The sequence below is a fragment of the Neorhizobium sp. SHOUNA12A genome (genome assembly GCF_023006505.1).
Classification (GTDB): domain Bacteria; phylum Pseudomonadota; class Alphaproteobacteria; order Rhizobiales; family Rhizobiaceae; genus Neorhizobium.
On the sequence record NZ_JALBGV010000004.1, the window covers coordinates 1 to 14,571 of the forward strand.

The 14,571-nt window shown below is 60.9% G+C and carries 17 protein-coding genes; 2 read left to right on the plus strand and 15 right to left on the minus strand.

The window, feature by feature from the left end; all coding sequences use genetic code 11:
- Positions 1-193: 193 nt before the first annotated feature.
- Positions 194-1,135, minus strand: coding sequence for a nucleoside hydrolase (locus MOV63_RS02690; RefSeq protein ID WP_038539231.1), 942 nt, complete (start codon positions 1,133-1,135; stop codon positions 194-196).
- Between the two features lie 192 nt (positions 1,136-1,327).
- Between MOV63_RS02690 and MOV63_RS02695 the strand changes: the two genes are divergently transcribed.
- Both MOV63_RS02695 and MOV63_RS02700 read left to right on the plus strand, forming a co-directional pair.
- Entirely contained in the window at positions 1,328-1,756 is a 429-nt protein-coding gene (locus tag MOV63_RS02695; RefSeq protein ID WP_038539229.1) for an Hsp20 family protein, read from the plus strand.
- A 44-nt stretch (positions 1,757-1,800) separates the two neighbouring features.
- Entirely contained in the window at positions 1,801-2,058 is a 258-nt protein-coding gene (locus tag MOV63_RS02700; RefSeq protein ID WP_038539224.1) for a DUF1150 family protein, read from the plus strand.
- A gap of 4 nt (positions 2,059-2,062) precedes the next feature.
- On the opposite strand, the gene trmB is transcribed toward MOV63_RS02700, so the two are convergent.
- From trmB to MOV63_RS02770, 14 genes are all read right to left on the minus strand, one after another.
- Positions 2,063-2,764 carry a tRNA (guanosine(46)-N7)-methyltransferase TrmB gene (trmB, locus tag MOV63_RS02705; RefSeq protein ID WP_038539221.1) on the minus strand — a complete coding sequence of 234 codons (702 nt, stop codon included), beginning with the start codon at positions 2,762-2,764 and terminating at the stop codon, positions 2,063-2,065.
- An 84-nt stretch (positions 2,765-2,848) separates the two neighbouring features.
- Complete coding sequence (gene metK / locus MOV63_RS02710; RefSeq protein WP_038539216.1) at positions 2,849-4,108, minus strand: methionine adenosyltransferase; 1,260 nt, start codon at positions 4,106-4,108, stop codon at positions 2,849-2,851.
- Positions 4,109-4,291: 183 nt separating this feature from the next.
- Positions 4,292-4,708 (minus strand): helix-turn-helix domain-containing protein, encoded by a 417-nt coding sequence (locus tag MOV63_RS02715; RefSeq protein ID WP_037079404.1) that lies wholly within the window; start codon positions 4,706-4,708, stop codon positions 4,292-4,294.
- A gap of 152 nt (positions 4,709-4,860) precedes the next feature.
- On the minus strand, positions 4,861-6,462 hold the full coding sequence (gene lnt / locus MOV63_RS02720) for an apolipoprotein N-acyltransferase (RefSeq protein ID WP_038539213.1): 1,602 nt from the start codon (positions 6,460-6,462) through the stop codon (positions 4,861-4,863).
- A gap of 97 nt (positions 6,463-6,559) precedes the next feature.
- Complete coding sequence (locus tag MOV63_RS02725) at positions 6,560-7,741, minus strand: hemolysin family protein (protein ID WP_038539210.1); 1,182 nt, start codon at positions 7,739-7,741, stop codon at positions 6,560-6,562.
- 9 nt (positions 7,742-7,750) lie between these two features.
- Positions 7,751-8,260 carry an rRNA maturation RNase YbeY gene (ybeY, locus tag MOV63_RS02730; RefSeq protein WP_247031503.1) on the minus strand — a complete coding sequence of 170 codons (510 nt, stop codon included), beginning with the start codon at positions 8,258-8,260 and terminating at the stop codon, positions 7,751-7,753.
- An 18-nt stretch (positions 8,261-8,278) separates the two neighbouring features.
- Entirely contained in the window at positions 8,279-9,334 is a 1,056-nt protein-coding gene (locus MOV63_RS02735) for a PhoH family protein (RefSeq protein ID WP_038539202.1), read from the minus strand.
- A 25-nt stretch (positions 9,335-9,359) separates the two neighbouring features.
- Positions 9,360-10,772 (minus strand): tRNA (N6-isopentenyl adenosine(37)-C2)-methylthiotransferase MiaB, encoded by a 1,413-nt coding sequence (gene miaB, locus MOV63_RS02740; RefSeq protein ID WP_247031505.1) that lies wholly within the window; start codon positions 10,770-10,772, stop codon positions 9,360-9,362.
- 43 nt (positions 10,773-10,815) lie between these two features.
- Positions 10,816-11,619, minus strand: coding sequence for a 1-acyl-sn-glycerol-3-phosphate acyltransferase (locus MOV63_RS02745; RefSeq protein ID WP_247031507.1), 804 nt, complete (start codon positions 11,617-11,619; stop codon positions 10,816-10,818).
- Entirely contained in the window at positions 11,616-12,044 is a 429-nt protein-coding gene (locus MOV63_RS02750; RefSeq protein WP_038539194.1) for a Fur family transcriptional regulator, read from the minus strand. Before MOV63_RS02750 ends, MOV63_RS02745 begins: the two co-directional genes overlap by 4 nt.
- 41 nt (positions 12,045-12,085) lie before the next feature.
- On the minus strand, positions 12,086-12,580 hold the full coding sequence (locus MOV63_RS02755) for a GNAT family N-acetyltransferase (protein ID WP_038539188.1): 495 nt from the start codon (positions 12,578-12,580) through the stop codon (positions 12,086-12,088).
- A gap of 17 nt (positions 12,581-12,597) precedes the next feature.
- Positions 12,598-13,263, minus strand: coding sequence for a tRNA (adenosine(37)-N6)-threonylcarbamoyltransferase complex dimerization subunit type 1 TsaB (gene tsaB, locus MOV63_RS02760; protein ID WP_247031509.1), 666 nt, complete (start codon positions 13,261-13,263; stop codon positions 12,598-12,600).
- A gap of 18 nt (positions 13,264-13,281) precedes the next feature.
- Positions 13,282-13,848, minus strand: coding sequence for a NifU family protein (locus tag MOV63_RS02765; protein ID WP_247031511.1), 567 nt, complete (start codon positions 13,846-13,848; stop codon positions 13,282-13,284).
- A 115-nt stretch (positions 13,849-13,963) separates the two neighbouring features.
- Positions 13,964-14,443 (minus strand): universal stress protein, encoded by a 480-nt coding sequence (locus MOV63_RS02770; RefSeq protein ID WP_038539180.1) that lies wholly within the window; start codon positions 14,441-14,443, stop codon positions 13,964-13,966.
- Positions 14,444-14,571 lie beyond the last annotated feature (128 nt).

The window sequence follows — 14,571 nt, forward strand, 5'->3', positions numbered from 1 at the left end:
AGACCATGCGGGCAACCCGGCCGATCCCGCCCGCACCGGCCCCACGTGCCAAGCCGGCGCCACGGGCTGCGATCTCCCACGGTTCGGCCGCCGTCGTAGCGGACGATTGGCAGGAATTCTGATCGCACCTAAAGCTGAACGTATAAAAGCCGCCCTTCAAACGGCGGCTTTTTCTTTGCCCGCTTATTCCGCCTTAGAGCCGAGCAACCCGCTCCGTCAGCAATTCGAAAAAGCCATCGGCATCGACATGGCGCATGACCTTGGCGTTCGGCTTGCGGCCGGAGACGTGCCACCAGTCCACTACGGTCATGCCGACCGTCAGTTCCGATTGCGTTTCGATCTCGACATTGCAGTCGCGGCCCGAAAAGAGTTCGGGCTTGATGAGGTAGGCGATGACCGTCGGATCATGCAGCGGGCCGCCATCGGAGCCGTATTTTTCAATGTCGAATCGCTCGAAAAAGGCAAGCCACGCGACCAGGACCTCCGCCGGACGGGTGCCGAGCGCGGCGATCTTCTCGACACGAGTTTTGGTCGTCAGCAATTGGTGGGTGACGTCGAGCGGCAGCATGACGATCGGCATGCCCGAGGCGAATACGGTCTTAGCCGCTTCGGGGTCGACATAGATGTTGAATTCGGCAGCCGGCGTGATGTTGCCGCCCTCGAAAAAGCCGCCGCCCATCATCACCAGCTCCTTCGCGCGCCCCGCGATGTCCGGCGCTTTCTCAAGAGCAAGCGCGATATTGGTGAGCGGCCCGAGCGTGCAGAGCGTCACGGTTCCGGCCGGCTCGGCGCGCAGGGTCTCGATGATGAAGTCGACCGCATGAGCCGCTTTCACCGGCATGGTCGGTTCGGGCAGTTCGATACCGTCAAGGCCGGTCCTGCCGTGCACGTGCTCGGCGGTCACCTGTGGGCGTTTGGTTGGCTTCAGCGCGCCTTCATACACCGGCGCATCCGGCCTGCCGCAGAGTTCGCAGACGATCCGGAGGTTGCGACTGGTGTAGGAAAGCGGCACGTTTCCGGCGACCGCGCAGAGACCAAGCACCTCGATCTCGTCCGAACTCGCAAAGGCAAGCATGATCGCCGCGGCATCGTCCTGACCCGGGTCGGTATCGATGATGATCTTCCTGCGCTGCATGGATGCTCCTTTTTTCCGGGTAGTGGTCCACAAGCTGACATTCTGTCAAGTGCCGCATGACCGGCATGGGGTAGCCCTGACTATGAACCAGCACTCATCCTTGCGGTCGCCGCCGTAACCTCCCATATAACGAACGAGTTGGTGGGCCGCCCTGCGGGCGCCAACATGGTCGCTTGTTGCAAGGACTGTCCGATGAGCCGAATGACGCCGTTTGCGAGCCCCCTGCTTCTGGGCTTCGACGCCATGGAAAAGACACTCGAACGCCTTGCGAAGGCGAACGACGGTTATCCTCCTTATAATATCGAACGTCTCCGGGCAGATGCTTCCGGCGCACCCGAACGGCTGCGAATCACGCTGGCTGTCGCCGGCTTTTCCGAAGCCGAACTCGATGTGACAACGGAAGAAAACCAGCTCGTCATCCGCGGACGCCAGACGGAGCAGGGTGAGCGCGACTATCTTTATCGCGGCATTGCTGCGCGGCAGTTCCAGCGTATGTTCGTGCTCGCCGACGGAATGCAGGTTTCCGGCGCCTCTCTCAAGAACGGTTTGCTATCGGTTGACCTTATCCGCCCCGAGCCCGCGCGCATGGTGCGAAAAATTAACATTTCCGTCTCAGAGTAGGTCAACGGCGCCAATGCCGTTGCCCCTCAATGCTGGAGGCTGGAATGCTCCTGAAAGAAGCGAATACGCGTTTGACGCTGTCCGAACTTGCTCATCTGGGTGCTGGAGAGGTCGGATATATTCGCAAGATGCGGTCGGACGAAGTGTCACGCTGCTTCCCTGAAGCCCCGGATATCGATCCCAGTCTCGATCTTTGGGCCCTGTTCGGCGCAGATGGCACGCCGATTCTTCTGACCGACAATCGCTCCAGCACCTTCTTCAAGGCTGCTGAAGATGACCTGAAGACCGTCAGCCTGCACTAACCTTTCAGGCTTTCCTGAACGTCAGATAGGCCGAGGAACGGCCTTCTCGGCGGGCCTTGTTTTCGTATCGCGTACCTGGCCAGCCGGCGAAGGGCGTCAGCCAGTCGGAGGATTGCTCCGCCTGCCATTGAAATCCGCCATGGTCGCGGCAATGGATCAGCGTCCAGTTGACATAGGTGTCGATGTCGGATGCGAACAGGAACAGACCGCCCGGCTTCAGCACGCGGTGGAATCGGTCGAGGTTGACCGCAGATACAAACCGCCTTTTCCAATGTTTCCGCTTCGGCCACGGGTCCGGATAGAGCAGGTCGATGCGATCGAGCGATGCATCCGGCAGCCAGTCGAGCACCTGCGTGGCGTCGTCGTCATAAACCCGAATATTCTTGAGCCCCAGTTCGTCGACGCGCGACAAAAGCTTCGCCATGGAATTGACGAACGGCTCGACGCCGATGAAGCCGGTTTTCAGATTTTCCTGCGCGCGGTGGACAAGGTGCTCGCCCCCGCCGAAGCCGATCTCCAGCCGCAGTTCCTCGACCGGAATGGGAAATATCTCTGAAAGCGCGGCGGGCGCGGGTGCCGCAAGATCGAGCTTCAGCGCAGGCAGCAGAGTTGCAATCCCTTCCGCCTGGCGCTCGCGGAGCTGCTTGCCCTTGCGGCGTCCGAAGAAGGCTTCGGTGCTGCGGCTCGGGTGCTGCGGTTCGGTCATGGGCTGGTCTCTCACGATAAAAGCGGGCGTCTCCGCCAGGAGGCACCCGCTTTACAGTTTTATGGAGCTATCCGTAAAGGCCGATCAGGCTGCCTTGAGGGGCTCTTCCTTCAGCGCATCCTTGAGCGGCTTCGCCAGATCGGTCTTCTCCCAGGAGAAGGAACCGTCGCGGCCGGCCTTGCGGCCGAAGTGGCCGTAAGCGGACGTCTTGGCGTAGATCGGCTTGTTGAGGTCGAGATGGCGGCGGATGCCTGTCGGCGACAGGTCCATGACCTTGCGGATGGCGGCTTCCACCTGGTCTTCCGTCACGCCCTTGCCCGTGCCGTGCAGGTCGACATAGATCGACAGCGGCTGGGCGATGCCGATGGCGTATGCGATTTGAATCGTGCAACGATCGGCAATACCGGCAGCGACGACGTTCTTTGCCAGATAGCGAGCAGCATAAGCGGCCGAACGGTCGACCTTGGTCGTGTCCTTGCCGGAAAATGCGCCGCCGCCGTGGGGAGCCGCGCCACCGTAGGTGTCGACGATGATCTTGCGGCCGGTAAGGCCCGCGTCACCATCCGGGCCGCCGATGACGAACTTGCCGGTCGGATTGATGTACCACTTGCAATCCCTGGCGATCGGCAGGTCGCCGAGCGCTTCGCGGATATAAGGTTCGACGACCTCGCGGACCTTCTTGGAATCCCAGCTCTCGTCGAGGTGCTGGGTGGAAAGAACGATCGAGTCGACCGCAGCCGGCTTGCCGTTTTCATAACGCACGGTCACCTGGCTCTTGGCGTCGGGGCCGAGCTTGCCGGCATCACCCTCGCCCTTCTTGCGAGCGATTGCGAGAAGCTGCAGGATCTTGTGGGAATAATAGATCGGTGCCGGCATGAGGTCCGGCGTTTCCTTGCAGGCATAACCGAACATGATGCCCTGGTCGCCGGCACCTTCATCGCCCTGCCTGTCGGCAGCGCTGTCAACACCCTGCGCGATATCAGCGGACTGGGAATGCAGTAGCACGTCGATCTTGGCCGTCTTCCAGTGGAAGCCGTCCTGCTCGTAACCGATGTCACGGATAGCCTTGCGGGCGGCGGACTTGAACTTCGAGGGATTGATGACGTCCTTGCCGTCCTTGTCCTTCTTCATCAGGCTCGGCGGCAGGCGTACTTCGCCAGCGATCACCACACGGTTCGTGGTCGCCAGCGTTTCGCAGGCAATGCGCACGGTCCAGGGATCGACGCCGGTCTTGGCCGCTTCGCGGTACACAAGATCTACAATTTCATCGGAGATACGATCACAAACCTTGTCCGGGTGGCCCTCGGCAACGGACTCGCTGGTGAACAGATAACTTGCGCGCATTACGGGATTCCCCTCAAAGAAACGACGCACCTGTGTAGTGATTTTCACCGACAAACACAAGCGTACAACGACATAAATATATCTTTATGTGTACAAGTTAGGTATTCCGGCAACACTCCTCACCTTGGAGCAGGCAACAAAAAAGCGGCCTTGCGGCCGCTTTCGTGCTGATATCAAAGGTCGTTATTCGACCTCGGCATCCGCTGCCAGAGCTTTTACGAGATCAACCACACGCCGACGAACTTTCGGGTCGGAAATCTTCACGAAAGCCCGGTTCAGTTGCAGGCCCTCGGAGGAGGAGAGGAAATCGACCACGTAGTTGGAGCTCGAGGCTTCCGCCATGCCGCCCTGACCGCCCTGATCGCCCGGTGCATCCTCGAAGAAGAAGGATACCGGCACGTTGAGAATGCTGGAAATATTCTGCAGACGGCTGGCGCCAACGCGGTTGGTGCCTTTTTCGTATTTCTGAATCTGCTGAAAGGTAATGCCAAGGCTTTCGCCCAGCTTTTCCTGGCTCATTCCGAGCATGGTCCGGCGAAGGCGAATCCGGCTCCCGACGTGAATATCGATCGGGTTCGGCTTCTTTTTGTTTTCAATCATAACGATGTCCTGACGACGTTTGTTGTTTAATCCTCACAACCCGGTCTGCGTGTGGTGATACACTTCGCGCGGCTGGTCACAACAGGCTCAACGTTTGAAGCATATGGCGAGACGAAAGGCTGAGACCACTATGCAATTTTAGGGGTTTTTGGTCAATTCGTCCGAAAATTAAAACCAACGCGCGAGACGCCTGCAATCAACAACATCGTCACAAGAACCAACCAGAAGTGCTGTTCCCGAGCTTTCATATCCCAATGCGGGATTGAAATGCTGCCCAAGGTTGCGTCAATCACGCCTTTTTGATTATAATCCATACCCCGAATCAGCCTTCCAAAGGGGTCGACAACCGCCGAAACGCCGGTATTCGCCCCGCGAATCAGCGGCAGACCGTTTTCGACGGCGCGGATTCGAGCCTGCTGGAAGTGCTGATACGGTCCCGGCGTCGCTCCGAACCAGCCGTCATTGGTAATATTCAAAAGCGCGCTCGCCCGCTCCACGTCCGGCCCGATCTCGTCCGGGAAAATCGCTTCGTAACAGATCAGCGGATAGAAGACCCTGCCACCCGGCAGGGTCAGCATGGCCCGCACGGGCGCGGCACTGAAGCCGCCCGGCATGGCGATGGCATCGGGGATGCCGAGATTGCGCAGGAGATCCTCGTATGGGACATATTCCCCGAACGGGACGAGATGCAGCTTATCGGAGGCCGAAACGATCTGGCCTTGGCTGTCGATCACATAGATCGAATTGTAAAAACGCGGCGCGAAGCCCGCGCCGGCATCTTCCGAGCGGACCGCGCCGGTGATGAGGACCTGACCATCCTGCAGCACCTCGGCAATGCGGGTCAGCGCATCCGGGTTCTGGGTCAGAATGAAGGGCACCGAGGTTTCGGGCCAGACGATGATGTCCGGCCGCTTGCCACCGTTCTCGGGCGGCAAAGCCGACAACGCAAGATGTTCCTCGAAGATCGCCGCCCGTTCGGCATCGTCCAGTTTTCGCGCCTGGTCTATTACCGGCTGGACGATGCGGACGACCGGCTGGCTATCGGCGGCCGGGGCCGGCGCGGCGTCGGCGATGTGCAAACGATAGGCGCCATAACCGAGATGGGCGGCAAACAGCAAGGCCGCGAGCGTTAGCCCGGTCCGCATGCCCTTTTTAGTGCCGATCAGGGCGGGGGCTGAAAACACGAAGACGGCAAGAACCGTCACGCCGAAAATGCCGAGCACCGCCGCCGATTGCATCATCAGCGGCATCGGCATCGCGCCATAACCGACCGCATTCCAAGGGAAACCGGTAGCGACGAAGCCACGCAGCCATTCGGCAAGGCCGAAACCGAAGGCGAGCGAGGCCATCCGCCCGAAACCATCCGACCAGAAGATGCGGGCGATCGCCGTCGCAAGACCGTAAAATAGGGCAAGATAGGCAGGCAGGCCAAGAACCGCGAGCGGCAGCGCCCAGGCAAACTCGTCAGCTTCCACCAGCAGCGCATTGCCAAGCCACCAGAGGCCGGCGACGAAATAGCCGAAGCCAAAAACCCAGCCGATCCAAAAGGCCGAACGAAACCGCGCGAACCATCCACCATCTGGATTGCCGGTGGAACCGTCCATCAGCCAGACGAGCAGCGTGAAGGAGATGAAGAACGCCGCGAAGAAACCGAAGGGCGGCAGGGCGAGCGCACCGATCGCTCCTGCGAGAAAAGCAACGACGACGCGCGGGAAGCCCCAGAGAAGCATGATCCTGCCCGCCAGCCGCTCCATCTATGTTCCCTTCCGCCCCCGAATCAGCGGCTGCAGTCTTTCAAAAAATGGCGGACTTGTCGTGAGGTCAAAGAGGCGCGGACACTTCAGGGACCACTCAGGCCTGATGATTGCGTCCGTCGGCGTCCTGAGCGGATGGCGCCGGCAGCAGCGCAGTCGGCGTCTGATCGGTGAGCAGCATCTCGCCCTCGCCTTTCTGCCGGCGGCGCGCGAGCGTGCGCCTGCGCAGGATCCGCACGCGTTTGATGCGGCGAGGATCGGCCTCCAGAATCTGGAATTCGAAGCCGGGCACCGCCTGTACCACCTCGCCGCGCACGGGAATGCGCCCGAGTGCGGAGAAGATCAGGCCGCCCAGCGTATCGACGTCTTCAAGGCGGTCGCGAATGTCGAAATCGGAACCGATCGCCTTGGCGATCTCTTCCAGTTCGATACGCGCATCGGCGACGAAGACGTCCTCGCTGGTGCGGGAGAACATGACCTCTTCATTGTCATGTTCGTCCTCGACATCGCCGATCACCATTTCGACGATGTCCTCATGGGTGACGAGGCCGTCGGTCCCGCCATATTCGTCGATGACGAGCGCCAGTTGGGTGCGCGCCGCCTGCATGCTCTGCATCAGGTCGGAAGCGAGCATCGAGGGGGGCACGAACAGGATCTTGCGGATCAACCCGGCCTCGGCAACCGTCTGTTCGAGGTCGACACGGCCGAGGTCGAAGGCAGGCCGCGGGGTGCGCACCGTCTTTTCGGCCTTTTCCGGCTTGTCGGTGGCAAGCGGCATCGGCTGCGTAGGCGCGGCGCGCGCGCTGGTGCGGCGTTTGTTGCGAGCCTGCTTGGCGAGATAGGAGAGGAGGTCGCGGATATGGACCATGCCGCGCGGGTCGTCGAGCGTGTCGTTGTAGACCGGCATGCGCGAGCGACCGGTTTCCTCGAAATGGATCATCAGCTCGCCGATCGTCATGGTCATATCGACCGCCTCGATATCGGCACGCGGCACCATGATGTCTTCGACGCGGATCTCGCGGAACCGGAGAATATTGTGCAGCATCGCCCGTTCCTCGGGCGAGAAGGCATTGCTGATATTGGTATCGGTCATCAGCGCGTCGGCGAGGTCCTCGCGGAGCTTCTCGCCCTGCGACGGCCTGAGCAGCCTGACGGCGCGCGACCAGAAAGAGCTTTGGTGTTTTTGAGCTTCCGCTCGAGACGGACTACTGCCCTCTTCCGAGGAACTCGAGTCGGCGTCCTTGCCCTCACGGGTCGGGTTTGTCGAAAAGTCGTTCATTGGTCCAGACTATATTATCGGGTCCTGCCCCGCATAGGGGTCAGATAGGCCAAGGGCGGCCAAAATGCGAGTCTCCAACGCTTCCATTCTCTCCGCATCGTCCGTTTGCATATGGTCGTAGCCGAACAAATGCAGGAAACCGTGGACGAGCAGATGGGTCAGATGATCATCGAAACTCTTGTCGAGATCAACAGCTTCCCGCTCGACCGTCTCGCGCGCGATGACGATATCTCCCAGCATCGGGCCCGGCATCTTGCCTGGTTCGAGCGGAAAAGCCGGGAAAGACAGCACGTTGGTCGGCTTGTCCTTGCCGCGCCATTCGGCGTTGATCTCCTTGATCGCCGCGTCGCCGGTAAAGACCAGCGACAATTCCGGTGCGACTTTCGGGAATGGCTGCTTCTCTTCCTTCGCCAGGAATTCGGCAGCCGCCCCAAGCGCTTTTTCGCTCAAGGCCAAAAGGGCCGGCTCCTCGGGCCAGCCCTCGTCTTCAATGCTGATCTGTATGTCGAGTTGGGGCATAAGGTTTGGAGCCGACCGTTACCGGTCGACTTCCTCGCTTTCCTCGTGGACGGCATATTGCGCATCATAGGCCCGGACGATGCGGCCAACCAGCGGATGGCGGACCACGTCAGTATCCTTAAATCGGATCACCGAAATACCCTCGACACCCTTCAGGATCTGCAGCGCTTCCACCAAGCCCGATTTCACGCCGCGCGGCAAATCGACCTGGCTCGGGTCACCAGTGATGATCATCCGGGCATTTTCGCCAAGACGGGTCAGGAACATTTTCATCTGCATCGACGTGGTGTTCTGCGCCTCGTCGAGGATGACGGCGGCATTCGCGAGCGTGCGGCCGCGCATGAAGGCGAGCGGGGCGATTTCGATGACGCCGGCGGTGATCGCCCGCTCCACCTTGTCGCCCGGCATCATGTCGTAAAGGGCGTCATAGAGCGGCCGCAGATAGGGATCGACCTTGTCCTTCATGTCGCCGGGCAAAAAGCCCAGACGCTCGCCGGCTTCGACGGCCGGACGTGACAGGATGATGCGATCGACAGCCCCGCGTTCCAGAAGCTGGGCGGCATGAGCGACGGCGAGATAGGTCTTGCCGGTACCGGCAGGGCCGACGCCGAACACGAGTTCCGAGCGTTCCAGCGCCCGCATATAGGCGTCCTGGGTGGGGGTGCGGGCGACGACCGTCTTTTTCTTGGTGGAAATCTGGCTCATCGAGAGCTTGGCTTTTTTCTCAAGCGTCGGCAGCTGCAGCTGGTCGTCGGCCGCCTGCGCCATGCGGATCGCGCCGTCGACGTCGGAGGTCTCGACCGACCCGCCCTTCTGGATGCGTTCGTAGAGGAAATCCAGAGCCCGGCGCGCCTGGTTGGTCGCCGTCAGATCGCCGGAGATCGCCACCGAATTGCCACGTGCCCGGGCATCGATATGAAGCCGCTCTTCGAGAAGTTTGAGATTCTGATCGAATTGCCCGAAAAGCTCGCTTGCGAACCTATTGTTCTCGAACGTCAGGACAAAGTGATTGGCGTCGGTAGCGGCGGTGCGGGGCTGGCGCGCGGATGAAGAAACCAATTCACGTCCGTTCAAGTAGGGCAAGCTCCTCGATGTTAGCTCAGGCTCCTATTAAACTCTCTGCCGGGTCGGCAAACAAGCTGTTCGGGCCGGTTCCACTGATTCGTACCTGGATAATGTCACCGATTTGCGATGTTTTTGCATCAACATTCACAGATTGAAGCCAGGGAGAACGTCCGATTATCTGTCCTGGCACGCGACCGGGCTTTTCCAGCAACAGGTCGATGACTTTTCCAACGCAGGATTTGGCGAATTCGGCCTGCTGTTTCAAGAGCAGGGCCTGCAATCTTTCCAACCGCTCCGCCTTCACCTCTTCCGGCACCTGATCGCCGAGGTCGGCACCGGGCGTGCCGGGACGGGTCGAATATTTGAAGGAATAGGCCTGGGCGTAGTTCACGTCCTCGACGAGGCGCAGCGTATCTTCGAAGTCCCGATCCGTCTCGCCGGGGAAACCGACGATGAAATCGCCGGCGATGGCGATGTCCGGCCGGGCATCGCGGATGCGCTCGATCAGACGGAGGTATTCGGCACCCGTGTGACGGCGGTTCATGGCTTTCAGGATGCGATCCGAACCTGCCTGAACCGGCAGATGCAGATAGGGCATCAGGGCGCGCAGGTTGCGATGCGCCTCGATCAGCCGATCATCCATGTCGCGCGGATGACTGGTCGTGTAGCGCAAACGCGCAAGGCCAGGGATTTCCGCCAGGCGATAAAGCAGGTCGCCGAGGCTCCATTCGCCGCCTTTCGGACCTTGCGCACGCCAGGCATTGACGTTCTGGCCGAGCAGCGTGATCTCGCGCACACCGCCGTCGACAAGCCGCCAAGCTTCGTCGACGATCTGCTGGACGGGGCGGGAAACTTCCGAACCGCGGGTGTAGGGCACGACGCAGAAGGTGCAGAACTTGTCGCAGCCTTCCTGTACGGTGAGGAAAGCGGTGACGCCGCGTGCGCGGATCTTCGCCTTCTCGGTAACCGGCAGGTGCTCGAACTTGTCCTCGACCGCATATTCAGTATCGACGACCGGCTTTCCGCCGCGGGCGCGTCTCAGCGCTTCCGGCAGGCGATGGTAGGTCTGCGGGCCGATCACCACGTCGACGGCCGGCGCACGGCGGATAATTTCCTCGCCTTCTGCCTGGGCGACGCAGCCGGCGACGCCGATCATCAGCTCCCGACCTTCGGCAGCGCGTGCCTTCTTCATGTCGCGAAGACGCCCGAGCGCCGAATAGACCTTGTCGGCCGCCTTCTCGCGGATGTGGCAGGTGTTGAGGAGGATGAGGTCGGCTTCGCCCATCTCTTCTGTCGGCACGTAACCTTCGCCCGCCAGCGCATCGCTCATGCGGCCTGAATCATAGACATTCATCTGGCAGCCGTAGGTCTTGATGAAGACCTTGCGGGAATTCGGGCGCCGGGCCGGCTCGTCGGCGGGCACGGAAAGGGAGACGTGTTCGTTCATGGCTCGCTCCATACCGCAAGAAGACCCGGAAATGAAGCGTTTCCTATAGCGCTTCGTAGTCACGGCCCCGCAGATGGCGGTTCAGCATGCGCCGAAGCCGGCTCGTCACGGCCATGCTCAGATGCTTGCGGTTGTCACCGGCGCGGAATTCGATCGTCTCGCCGAAAGCCACGTCCACATCAAGCGCCCCTTCCTTCAGGACGCCGAGCAGATGCGGCACCAGTTCGATATCGCCCGGCCATGCGGCGATCGGCCGATGGTAACGGCCCATGGCCATGCCGTGGATGCGGGTATAGGCGATCGCCACCGGCTGGACACGCACGACACCTTCCGGCGTGTGCTGAACCGCGGCGGCGGCGGCCCCGAACAGTGACGACTTCACCTCCAGAAGCCGGTTTCCGTCGGAGGTGGTGCCTTCGGGAAAGAGCACGACGATCTCGCCGGCCGCCATCCGCTCAGCAATCTCGTTCACCTGGTCGCCGGTCCGACGCTTCTGCTCGCGAGCGACGAAGATGCTCTTCTGCAGCTTGGCGAGCGTGCCGAAGACCGGCCATTCCGACACTTCCATCTTGGCGATGAAGACGACGTCGGCGATCGCCCCGAGCACGAGAACATCCTTCCACGACGCATGATTGCAGGCAAGCATCAGCGGCCGGCGACGCTCCAATGTTCCGTGAACATGAATACGGATGCCCAGCAGGAAACAGGCGGTCCGATGCCAGTAGCGCGGGATATAGCGGCGGATCTTGAGGTCGAGGGCGAGGCCCAGGAGCTGGAACGGCCACAAAATCAGCGTAACTGCGAAAAGAACGACAAAAACGAAGCCGATCCGCGCCCAGGTAATCACTTATCGTCCTTGTCCAGCGGGATGCCGTAGAGCTCCAGCCGGTGGCCGACGAGACGGAAGCCGTGCTCCCGGGCAATGCGTTCCTGCAGCGCCTCGATTTCCGCCGAGCGGAACTCGATGACGGTACCGGTCTTGAGATCGATCATATGGTCATGATGTTCTTCAGGCACGGTCTCGTAACGCGAGCGGCCGTCGCGGAAATCGTGACGTTCGATGATCCCTTCGTCCTCGAACAATTTTACCGTGCGGTAAACCGTCGAGATCGAGATACGCGGGTCGACTTTCGAGGACCGGCGATAGAGTTCCTCGACATCGGGATGGTCAACGGATTCCTGCAGGATACGCGCGATCACGCGGCGTTGATCCGTCATTCGCATGCCCTTTTCGGCACACAGCTCCTCCAGGGTTTTGGAAAGGTCTGTCATGTCGTTTTGGCTTTCGAAACGTTCCCGTAGAAACTAACGGACTAACGAAGAACGCGGCTCATGACAAGCGCCGTGGAGCGCGTCCCATCCGGCCCGGCGTAATAGGCGGGGCGTTCGCCCACTTTCCGGAAACCGAGCTTGCGGTAAAGCTCGACGGCGGGGCGGTTGGCTGCCTCCACTTCCAGGAACATGCTCTCCCCGCCGCGCGACGCCGCCTCGCGCAAGGCCGCCTGCATCAGCCGCCAGCCGAGCCCCACCCGGCCGAATTTCTCGTTGACGGCGACCGTCAAAATCTCTGCCTCGCCGGCAGCCTCACGCGAAAGAACGAAACCGCCGAGCGGCTTCGAGAAGAACGCATTGGTCTGGCGGGCAACAAAACCGAAGACATTGTGCTGCAGGAGGAGGTTCTGGAATTCGCCATCGCTCCATTGGCGCGGAAACCGCTGGCCATGCAGCTCGGAGATCTCCAGGCAATCGCCGGCCTCCATCGGCACGACTTCGAAATACGGCTTCCAGGTCAGATAATCGTCGAGCATCGGCGCAGTCTGTACATTCACGAACGGGCAAGGGCGAAACCGGTCTGCGGTTTCGCATCGGGTCCCCGAAGATACAACGGTTTAGGGCGTTGCGCATCCGCAGGTTTTTCGGCAGCGATGCGCGCGACGACGGCAATGTCGAAGCGATCCCGCCCGTCATATTCGGCCATTCCCTTACCAAGGGAATGCTCGACCCAGGAGCCGGTCATTGCTGCCGAAAGAGACCGGGCAAGTTCCGAAGCATCCTCCGGCGAAAGCGCTGCGGGTTGGCTCAACGCCTCACCCTTGGCGGAAAATGCCTGGGAGTAGATCTCGTTGCGTTTGGCATCCATGGCAACCACGACCGGCTGGTCGGGATGTTCACCCAGAAACTTGAGCGCCAACGCCTCGAGCGTAGTCACGCCGACCGATTCGACGCCGAGCGCGAGCGCGAAACCACGGGCGGCGGCAACACCGACGCGAATGCCGGTGAACGAGCCGGGGCCAATGACGACCGCGACGCGCTCGACGGCCTTGAGAGGAAGATTGGCTGCAGCGAGCGCTTCGTCGATGACCGACATCAGCCTTTCGGCATGGCCCTTGCCGATCGTCTCGGTGACTTCAGACAGCATTTTGCCCGCGGCGCTGTCGTAGAGCGCTGCGGAGCAATCCACCCCGGCGGTATCGATGGCGAGAATAATCATTCAACGGTGCCGGCGGGCTCAGAGAGCTTCGACGGCCTGCACTTCCGGAACGAAATGCTTCAGCAGGTTCTGCACCCCGTGCTTCAGCGTCGCCGTGGAAGACGGGCAGCCGGAGCAGGCACCCTTCATGTTGAGGTAGACCGTGCCGTCGCGGAAGCCCTTGAAGGTAATGTCGCCGCCATCCTGGGCGACGGCCGGGCGGACGCGGGTTTCGAGCAGTTCCTTGATCGTCGCGACGATCGTTTCGTCGTCCTCGTCGAAGAACTCGCCTTCCACGTCGGATGCTTCAGCAAGCGTGGACGCACCACCCATGACCGGCGCGCCGGACATGAAATGCTCCATGATCGAACCGAGGATCGCCGGCTTCAGGTGCTGCCATTCGGCGCTTTCCTTGGTGACGGTGATGAAGTCGTAGCCGAAATAGACGCCGGCGACGCCGGAGATGCCGAACAGCCGCTCAGCCAGCGGAGATGCTTCCGCCTCGCCGGCGTTGCGGAAATCGGCGGTGCCTTTATCCATGACGACTTTGCCGGGCAGGAACTTCAGGGTCGCCGGGTTGGGGGTGGCTTCCGTCTGAATGAACATCTCGTCTCTCCTGGGGCGCGGCGCCCCTCGCAAATTTAGAACTCTTCAAAAGAAGATAAGCCGTATCAGCTTTTCGTTCAAGTGCTCCTTTGCCTGCGCAAGATCAAGTCCGCAATCAGGCGAGCGCGTCGATTTCCTCGGCCGTCAGCGTGTCGGGCAGCACGGTGACGGGAATCGGGAAGGCAGCAACGGCGGACACCAGGGGTCCCGGCCCTTCCTTGGTGGAGCCGGCCGCCAGGACGAGGACCGCGATATCGCGGTCTTCCTCGACCAACTGAATGATCTGCTCGCTGGCGTTGCCTTCGCGGATGACGATTTCCGGATCGATGCCGATCGTATCGCGCACCTTCTGGGCGGCCTTTGCCATCACCGCGTCCGCTTCTTCGCGAGCCTCAGCACGCATGATCTGCTCGACGCCCAGCCATTGCTGGAAATCGCCCTCGGGAATAACGAAAAGCAGAACAAGCCCCCCGTTGGAGTTCTTGGCGCGGCGTCCGGCGTAATGAACCGCCTTTTCGCATTCCGGCGTGCCGTCGATGACGGCCATAAACTTGCGCCGGTGCCCTTCAAGCCGCGAAAGCCGTTTCGAAACCATGCTTCCCCTCCTTCGCATGTAGTCGACCGAAGCAGTCGTGATGCGGAACTTATACCAACCGAAAAAAATGAAAACCCGCCACGAATGCCGTGGCGGGTATGCAATCTTTGCGTGACTTGAAAGGCGCC

Bases quoted from the DNA above. Each gene is read 5' to 3' on its own strand.
- MOV63_RS02715 (WP_037079404.1), bottom strand. From the start codon at position 4,708: ATGATTGAAAACAAAAAGAAGCCGAACCCGATCGATATTCACGTCGGG.
- trmB (WP_038539221.1), bottom strand. From the start codon at position 2,764: ATGACCGAACCGCAGCACCCGAGCCGCAGCACCGAAGCCTTCTTCGGA.
- MOV63_RS02700 (WP_038539224.1), top strand. From the start codon at position 1,801: ATGCTCCTGAAAGAAGCGAATACGCGTTTGACGCTGTCCGAACTTGCT.
- ybeY (WP_247031503.1), bottom strand. From the start codon at position 8,260: ATGCCCCAACTCGACATACAGATCAGCATTGAAGACGAGGGCTGGCCC.
- MOV63_RS02765 (WP_247031511.1), bottom strand. From the start codon at position 13,848: ATGTTCATTCAGACGGAAGCCACCCCCAACCCGGCGACCCTGAAGTTC.
- lnt (WP_038539213.1), bottom strand. From the start codon at position 6,462: ATGGAGCGGCTGGCGGGCAGGATCATGCTTCTCTGGGGCTTCCCGCGC.
- MOV63_RS02770 (WP_038539180.1), bottom strand. From the start codon at position 14,443: ATGGTTTCGAAACGGCTTTCGCGGCTTGAAGGGCACCGGCGCAAGTTT.
- metK (WP_038539216.1), bottom strand. From the start codon at position 4,108: ATGCGCGCAAGTTATCTGTTCACCAGCGAGTCCGTTGCCGAGGGCCAC.
- MOV63_RS02690 (WP_038539231.1), bottom strand. From the start codon at position 1,135: ATGCAGCGCAGGAAGATCATCATCGATACCGACCCGGGTCAGGACGAT.
- MOV63_RS02750 (WP_038539194.1), bottom strand. From the start codon at position 12,044: ATGACAGACCTTTCCAAAACCCTGGAGGAGCTGTGTGCCGAAAAGGGC.
- MOV63_RS02755 (WP_038539188.1), bottom strand. From the start codon at position 12,580: ATGCTCGACGATTATCTGACCTGGAAGCCGTATTTCGAAGTCGTGCCG.
- tsaB (WP_247031509.1), bottom strand. From the start codon at position 13,263: ATGATTATTCTCGCCATCGATACCGCCGGGGTGGATTGCTCCGCAGCG.
- miaB (WP_247031505.1), bottom strand. From the start codon at position 10,772: ATGAACGAACACGTCTCCCTTTCCGTGCCCGCCGACGAGCCGGCCCGG.
- MOV63_RS02725 (WP_038539210.1), bottom strand. From the start codon at position 7,741: ATGAACGACTTTTCGACAAACCCGACCCGTGAGGGCAAGGACGCCGAC.
- MOV63_RS02695 (WP_038539229.1), top strand. From the start codon at position 1,328: ATGAGCCGAATGACGCCGTTTGCGAGCCCCCTGCTTCTGGGCTTCGAC.